The organism is Streptomyces sp. NPDC091272, assembly GCF_044757485.1.
GTDB lineage: Bacteria > Actinomycetota > Actinomycetes > Streptomycetales > Streptomycetaceae > Streptomyces.
Genome location: NZ_JBIVVC010000024.1, coordinates 1 through 6,081, shown reverse-complemented (window position 1 = coordinate 6,081; position 6,081 = coordinate 1). Strand labels below are relative to the sequence as shown.

Sequence of the window (6,081 nt, the reverse complement as noted above, 5' to 3'; positions counted from 1 at the left end):
GCGCGCGGTCTGCTCCGCAGACGCGACGCGGGGCCGCTACGCGGCCCTTTTCCCGTATCGCTCCGCGATACGGGCTGCCGGTCCACTCCGTGGCCCAACAGTCCCGGAGTACGGCTTCGCCGCACTCCGGGCCGGCGCTCCGCACCGGCGAGCCTGATCGCTCCGCGATCCGGCCACGGGCCACGCTCCGCGCGGCCCTCAACTGCGCAGCAGCGGGAGCGGGCGGGGTGTCAGACGGGGAAGGTTGGGGTGAGCCCGGTGTCCCCGCCCCTCCGGGGCGGAACCGAGAGCCTGCCCGTGCGGTCCGGTACGGGCCGCACCCTCCGAACTGTAGGTACGACGCTACCAGTTTCGGACACTTCCTGTCACTCCCACGGATCGGTGTGCGTCATTCTGTCCAACCGGCTACTTTGGTTCGAGGGAACGGACTACCTCCAGCCCTCGCGGGCGCCGCGAATTCTGCACCTCGCGTCATCTGCTTTCATCGGGAATTGGTGCAGGAATAACAGCGTAGCGAATGCATCCGGTGGGCCGTAGGAGCACCGGAAAAAGGACTGCTCGTCACCGAGAAAGGGACCCGTCGTATGCCGAGGGACATGTTGCGTCCGCACCAGGAGGAGGCGGTCGATGCCGCGCTGCGCCATCTTCAGCTCCCGGCCGGCTCTCCGGTGCCGGAGGACGGGCTGCGCTGCCAGGTGATCGCTGCGACCGGTTCCGGGAAGACCCGCATCGCCGCCGTAACCGCCCAACGCCTGCACGCCCGGCGGGTCCTGGTCCTGGTCCCGACGCTGGATCTGCTGACGCAGATGGCCGCCGAGTGGCGGCGAGCCGGTCGGGGCGGGGCGATGGTCGGGGCGTGCTCGCTGGCCGCCTCCGAGTCCGGCGGGATCCCCTGCACCACCAACCCGGCCGAACTGCTGGCGTGGGCGGGGGGCGAGGAGACGGTGACGGTGTTCAGCACCTATGCCTCCGCGTCCACGACCGTGCAGCGGGCCCACGAGGCGGGCATGGGAGCGTTCGACCTGATGGTGGTGGACGAAGCCCACCGCACCAGTGGTGACGCCTCGAAGCCGTGGGCTGCGGTGCACGACCAGGCGAAGATCCCCGCCGTTCGGCGCCTGTACATGACCGCCACCCCGCGCGTGTGGGAGGCGGCCGAGGAGGCCCGTAGGGGTGGCCGCGAGGCGCCACGGTTGCTCGCGAACATGAGTCCGGACTCGCCGGTGTTCGGGCCGGTGGCGTGGAAGCTGACGCTCTCGCAGGCGATTTCGCGGGGGCTGATTGCCCCGTACCAGGTGATCTGTGTCGACATCAGCGATCCCGAGCTCCACGCCGCGCAGGCATCCGGTGACCGCGGTTCGAACCTCGTGCGCGGGGCACGGCTCGCCGCGCTCCAGGCAGGTCTGGTGACCGCGGCCGCCGACGAGAACCTGCGCAAGACGCTGGCGTTCCACTCCCGGGTCGCGGAGGCCGAAGCCATGGCGGAAGGCCTGCCGGGGGTGGCGGCGCGGCTGTTCGCGGAGGACCCGAAGCGGTATCACGCGCCGGAGCGGGTGTGGGCGTCGTGGTTGTACGGGGAGCACCAGACCGGCCACCGGCGGGCCGTGCTGGCCGAGTTCGAGTCGGACGTCATCGGCGACGGTGCGGGGTCGGTCTCTCCGGCGATGCTGAAGGTGATCTCTTCGGTGAAGATCCTCGGTGAGGGTCTCGATGTGGCCCGCTGTGATTCCGTCGCCTTTTGCGATGCGCGCGGTTCCATGGTTGACATTGTGCAGATGGTCGGCCGGGCCCTCCGTATGCAGCCCGGTGAAGGGAAAATCGCGTCGTTGGTGGTGCCGGTATTCCTCGGGCCGGGCGAGGAAACTGGGGAGATGGTGGTGTCACCGGGCACAGAAACCCTCGCGAAGGTCCTTGGAGCCCTCCGGGCCCACGACACCGACACCGTTGAGCAGCTGGCCGACCCCCGTGTCCGCAGCGGGAGTTGGGACAACAACGAGCCTGCGGAAGCGGGTGACGAGGACGACCAGGAGCAGCCGGGTGGTGAGGGGCGGGGTCCGAGTGCTCCGGCGCGGGAGCTGTTGAAGTTCTCCACTCCGAGGGATCCGGCGGAGGTGGCTCGGTTCGTGGCGTTGCGGGTTCTGCACCCGGAGACGGCGTTCTGGCGCAACGGGATCACCGCTGCCGCCCGGTACGTGAAGGAGGTCGCGGAGGGTGGGGAGTTGCGGGTGCCGTACGACTACGTCACCCCCACCGACTGGAAGCCCGCGGGGTTCCCGCTGGGCACCTGGTTGAAGAATCAGCGCACCGCCCGCGCGGCGAAGACTTTGGCGGTGGAGCGGGTGCGGGAGCTGGAGAAGCTGGGTGTGGTGTGGTCGCACCGGGACCGTGCGTTCGAGGAAGGGCTGGTGGCGGCCCGGTACTGGGCCGGCGAGCACGGACACTTCCTCCCGCCAGCCGCGGCCGTGGGGCTCGGTGGCTATCCCGTGGGGACGTGGGCGAAGAATCTGCGGACGGCCGCCCGGTTGACCGACACCCGTCTCCGGGAGCTCGAAGAGCAGGGCATCGAGGTCTGTGACGATGACGACGTGGTGGCGGGCGGGCTGTCCTGGAAGCGGCGCGAGGAACTCGACAAGGTCGACCCCGGGTGGTGCCCGGCCTGGGATGCCGGGTGGCAACGCTGCCTTCGACTCGCACAGAACCATGTGAAGCGCGGCGGCACGTTGCCCACCGAGGCGGGTGTCCTCCTGGTCCAGGGCGAGGACATTGGCCGGTGGGTCCAGAGCTGCCGGTTCGAGTGGGAGGCGCTGCAGCCTGCGCAGCAGTGGTTGCTGGAGCTGTCTCTCGGGCTGGGGCCGGCCGACGACAGCGAGCGGCCGGTGAAGCGCACGCAGAACGACAAGTGGGCCACCAACCTGACGGCAGCAAAGCAGTTCTACGCCCGGGAAGGACACCTTGTGGTGCCGAGGAAGCACGTGGAGGACTTGGTGGCCGACGGGCTGGCAGGTACACAGAGCGGTGCTGACGGCGTTGTGGAGGTGCGGTTGGGGTCGTGGCTCGACAACGTCCGTAAGCGGGAGAGCGAGCTCAGCCAGGAGCGGCGGGCGCAGCTGGAGGCGTTGGGCGTGCGGTGGTCGGCGGGCACTGCAAGGAGGAGCGCGAGGTGAATCGGGGTCCGCAGTCCGTTGCGGGGTGCGTCCGCTTCAGCGACCGTGCTCGTCATCGTGTCCTCAGTCGGAGTGCGGCCGGAGGGGTAGGCGTGCACCGCGGCCACACGATCGGTGGCGGCAGTGTGGAGCGTGCGTTCTTGCGGCGTCTGGCGGGCTTGGGCTGGGGCGGGCGCAGTCAGCAGTGCTCGGCGAAATCGGTGAGCCGGGGCAGCGAGGTGCAGCCGAGGGGGTCGGTGAAGAGGGGGTCGGTGAAGAGGGGGTCGCTTCTTCGTGCGGTGGTGAGGTAGTGGGTGAATGCCGCAGCGCGCAGGAAGACTTGGGCCCAGTGCGGAACACGGTGGCTCACGTAGGGGTCGTAGGGCTGGGTCCGGTCGAGGAGGATCAAGGTGGTGCCGTCCATGGCGGTGTCGGCCACACAGACGCCGCTGATCTGGGTCGTTGTGGCGGCCGCGAAGCAGGCGGTGGCCAGTTCGGCCGCGAGGTGCGGATGTGCGGTTGCGGCGTGCAGGCGTTGAGCGATACGTCTTTGATCAAGGCGGGACACTTGTGGGGCCGGTCCCCGGCAGGAGCAGGGGGTGGTGGTGTAGGCGCAGTTCAGGGAGTTGAGGGACGGCAGGTTGATCCAGTGCCGTGAGGGGCGTGCGGGGGGGGCGGGGTGCGGCTCTTGGGTGTTGGTTGCCTTTCGGAGGGAGAGAACCGCCTCGGCGTCTGCCAGGACATGGTCTGTGCACTGCAGGGCCCGCTCCAGGGTGGTGCTGTTGCTCTGGTGGCAGACCAGGGCGAGGTGCAGGCCGGTACGGGTGCGCAGGGCAAGAAGGTCGGTGAGAGCGCGGGGGCTCAGGAGGTGGGTGCGCAGGACGGTGAGGGAGGTGACGGGCAGAGCGAGGATCCAGGCGGCGCACAGCGTCCAGGCCGGCTGGGTGTCGAGGGTGCGGTAGCCGGTCAGGGGGACGGGTTTGCCGAGGGCGGCGAGGATGTCGTAGGCGAGCGCGAGGGTGGAGCCGGTGCCGGGGGTGGGGTGAACGGTGATGCGGCCGTGGGCGGGGTCGTGAGCGGCGAGGGCCGCGCGGGTGTGGGTGACGTCGTCGTGCGGGTCCATGACGAGGGTGACGGGGGGCGGGTGGGGGCAGGTGAGCATGGTCAGGCTGCCTGGCGGGTGCGGAGTTTGCTGTAGGCCCAGCGCAGCAGGTCCTCGTCGACGGTGGTACGGCCGGGTTTCCTGCAGGCCGGTGTTCAGGTGGTGGGTGATTTTCGCCCAGGCGCGGAAGTTCCCGTGGGCGGCTTCTTGGTCGCACAGGGCGATCAGTTCGGGGTCTGCCTGGGCCTAGAGGGGGTGGAAGGCGGGGACGACGGTGAGGACTTCGTCCAGGGGCATGCTGCTGATTTCCTGCCAGGTGTAGACCCGGGATTCCAGCATCGGTTCGCTCTGCAGCATCTCGAAGCAGCCGTTCGGCCGGTGAAGACGATCGTCAGGTCGGAGTCGGTGTCGTCCCACAGGTAGCGCAGGTACTCGAAGCACAGCTTCGACAGCCACTGGGCCTCGTCGCAGACCAGGACCAGTGGTTCTTCCAGGGCGCCGCGCAGCATCCGGTCGAACTCGATCGCGTGTGCGGGCGGGCGGCCCTGCAGGCCCAGGGTGTGGAACAGTTCGTGGCGCAGGTCGCGGGTCGAGGGGCGGGCCCGGAACTGGATACGGCGGGTGATGGTCGGTGCGAGTTCGCGCAGTGAGGTGTTGACCGCGAAGGACTTCCCGTTGCCGGCCTGCCCGTAGATGCAGATCATCGCTCTGGCCTCGATCGCGGCCCGGATGTTCTCCCTGACGGTGAGCAGCGAGCGGGTGGATACGACGTGGGCGCCGGGCAGGCACATGAAGTGGTCCTCCCGCTCCCCTGGGAGCCGTCCCCTGCGCGGTGAGGTGGACATTGTGTTCCTCCTAGCTGCCCGTAGTGGGCTTGGTGGCGGGTTCGTTTCCTGCGTAGGGCGTGTTTTCGGTGCTTGGAGGGCGATCCCGGTTCTTGGGTGCGGGGTGGGGGCGGGCCCAGCCCGGGGGCGGCTCGCGGGGCGGGATCAGGTCCGGCAGCGCCCGGGCCGCCAGATCCACCGCCCGGCCGCGGGCGAGTTCCTCCTGGGCCTGCTGCTGGGTGACCGTGCGGCGCGGGCGGGGTGCGGCAGGCGTGGTGGTGGCTGTGTAGCGGGTGCGCCGCTGCCTTTCCGCGGCTTTGAGGTCGGCTTTCAGCGCCCGGGCCCGGGCGTCCCTGAGCGCACTCAGCTCCCGGCGCTGCTCCAGCGTGGCGGCCTGGGCGAGGTGTGCGGGGCCCAGGTAGCGGTCGGTGTTGTCGGCGCAGAACACCTCGATCTGTCCGTCGTAGTGCGGCAGGTAGCGCAGACGCACCCGCGTGCCTACGCGGCCGACCATCCACGGGGCGATGTAGAAGCGGCTGCGCCACCGGATGCCGTTGGTGGAGATCTTCCGGGTGCGGCCGTCGTCCTCCAGGGCGAAGAAGGCCAGCTGCTTCGCGGGGACTTCCTCGATGGGTGTGGGGTCCGCCTCCCACGCCGCAAGGGGGGTCAAGCCGCCCTTGAGGCCGGCGGGGCGGTGTTCGGTGTTCCACCAGTGCACCCAGCCCAGCAGCGTCTCGACGAAATGGGCGAACGACAGGAGGTCTTCTGCCTGGTCGGGGCGGTGCGCGCCCACCGGGCGGGCCCGGCGGGTGTAACCCGGCAGCGAGACGAGGAACATCTCCTCGACCGCGTTGTTCAGCGCCTCGACGGTGCCCTTGCGGTAGGGCTTGTACGCGGGCAGGTCATCCACCGGTACCGCGAACATCCCCAGGGCCCGGGAGACGGTGCGGCACAGGAATTCCTTGCCTCGGTCCACCCGCACCACGTGGGCAGCCCGCCGCACGGCCCGTAG

General features: G+C 69.8%; 4 protein-coding genes. 1 reads left to right on the top strand and 3 read right to left on the bottom strand.

Annotation, left to right across the window (positions count from 1 at the left end):
* Nucleotides 1-596 precede the first annotated feature (596 nt).
* Complete coding sequence (locus ACIQM4_RS34525; protein ID WP_401599536.1) at nucleotides 597-3,164, top strand: Helicase associated domain protein; 2,568 nt, start codon at nucleotides 597-599, stop codon at nucleotides 3,162-3,164.
* Nucleotides 3,165-3,342: 178 nt separating this feature from the next.
* On the opposite strand, the gene ACIQM4_RS34520 is transcribed toward ACIQM4_RS34525, so the two are convergent.
* The 3 genes from ACIQM4_RS34520 to ACIQM4_RS34510 form a co-directional block, all read right to left on the bottom strand.
* The gene (locus tag ACIQM4_RS34520) at nucleotides 3,343-4,305 is read right to left on the bottom strand and encodes a hypothetical protein (protein ID WP_401599534.1); all 963 of its coding nucleotides are present in this window, start codon (nucleotides 4,303-4,305) and stop codon (nucleotides 3,343-3,345) included.
* A gap of 164 nt (nucleotides 4,306-4,469) precedes the next feature.
* Nucleotides 4,470-5,090, bottom strand: a complete 621-nt coding sequence (locus ACIQM4_RS34515) for an ATP-binding protein (protein WP_401599532.1) — start codon at nucleotides 5,088-5,090, stop codon at nucleotides 4,470-4,472.
* A 10-nt stretch (nucleotides 5,091-5,100) separates the two neighbouring features.
* On the bottom strand, nucleotides 5,101-6,081 hold a 981-nt coding region (locus tag ACIQM4_RS34510), incomplete at its 5' end, for a Mu transposase C-terminal domain-containing protein (RefSeq protein WP_401599530.1).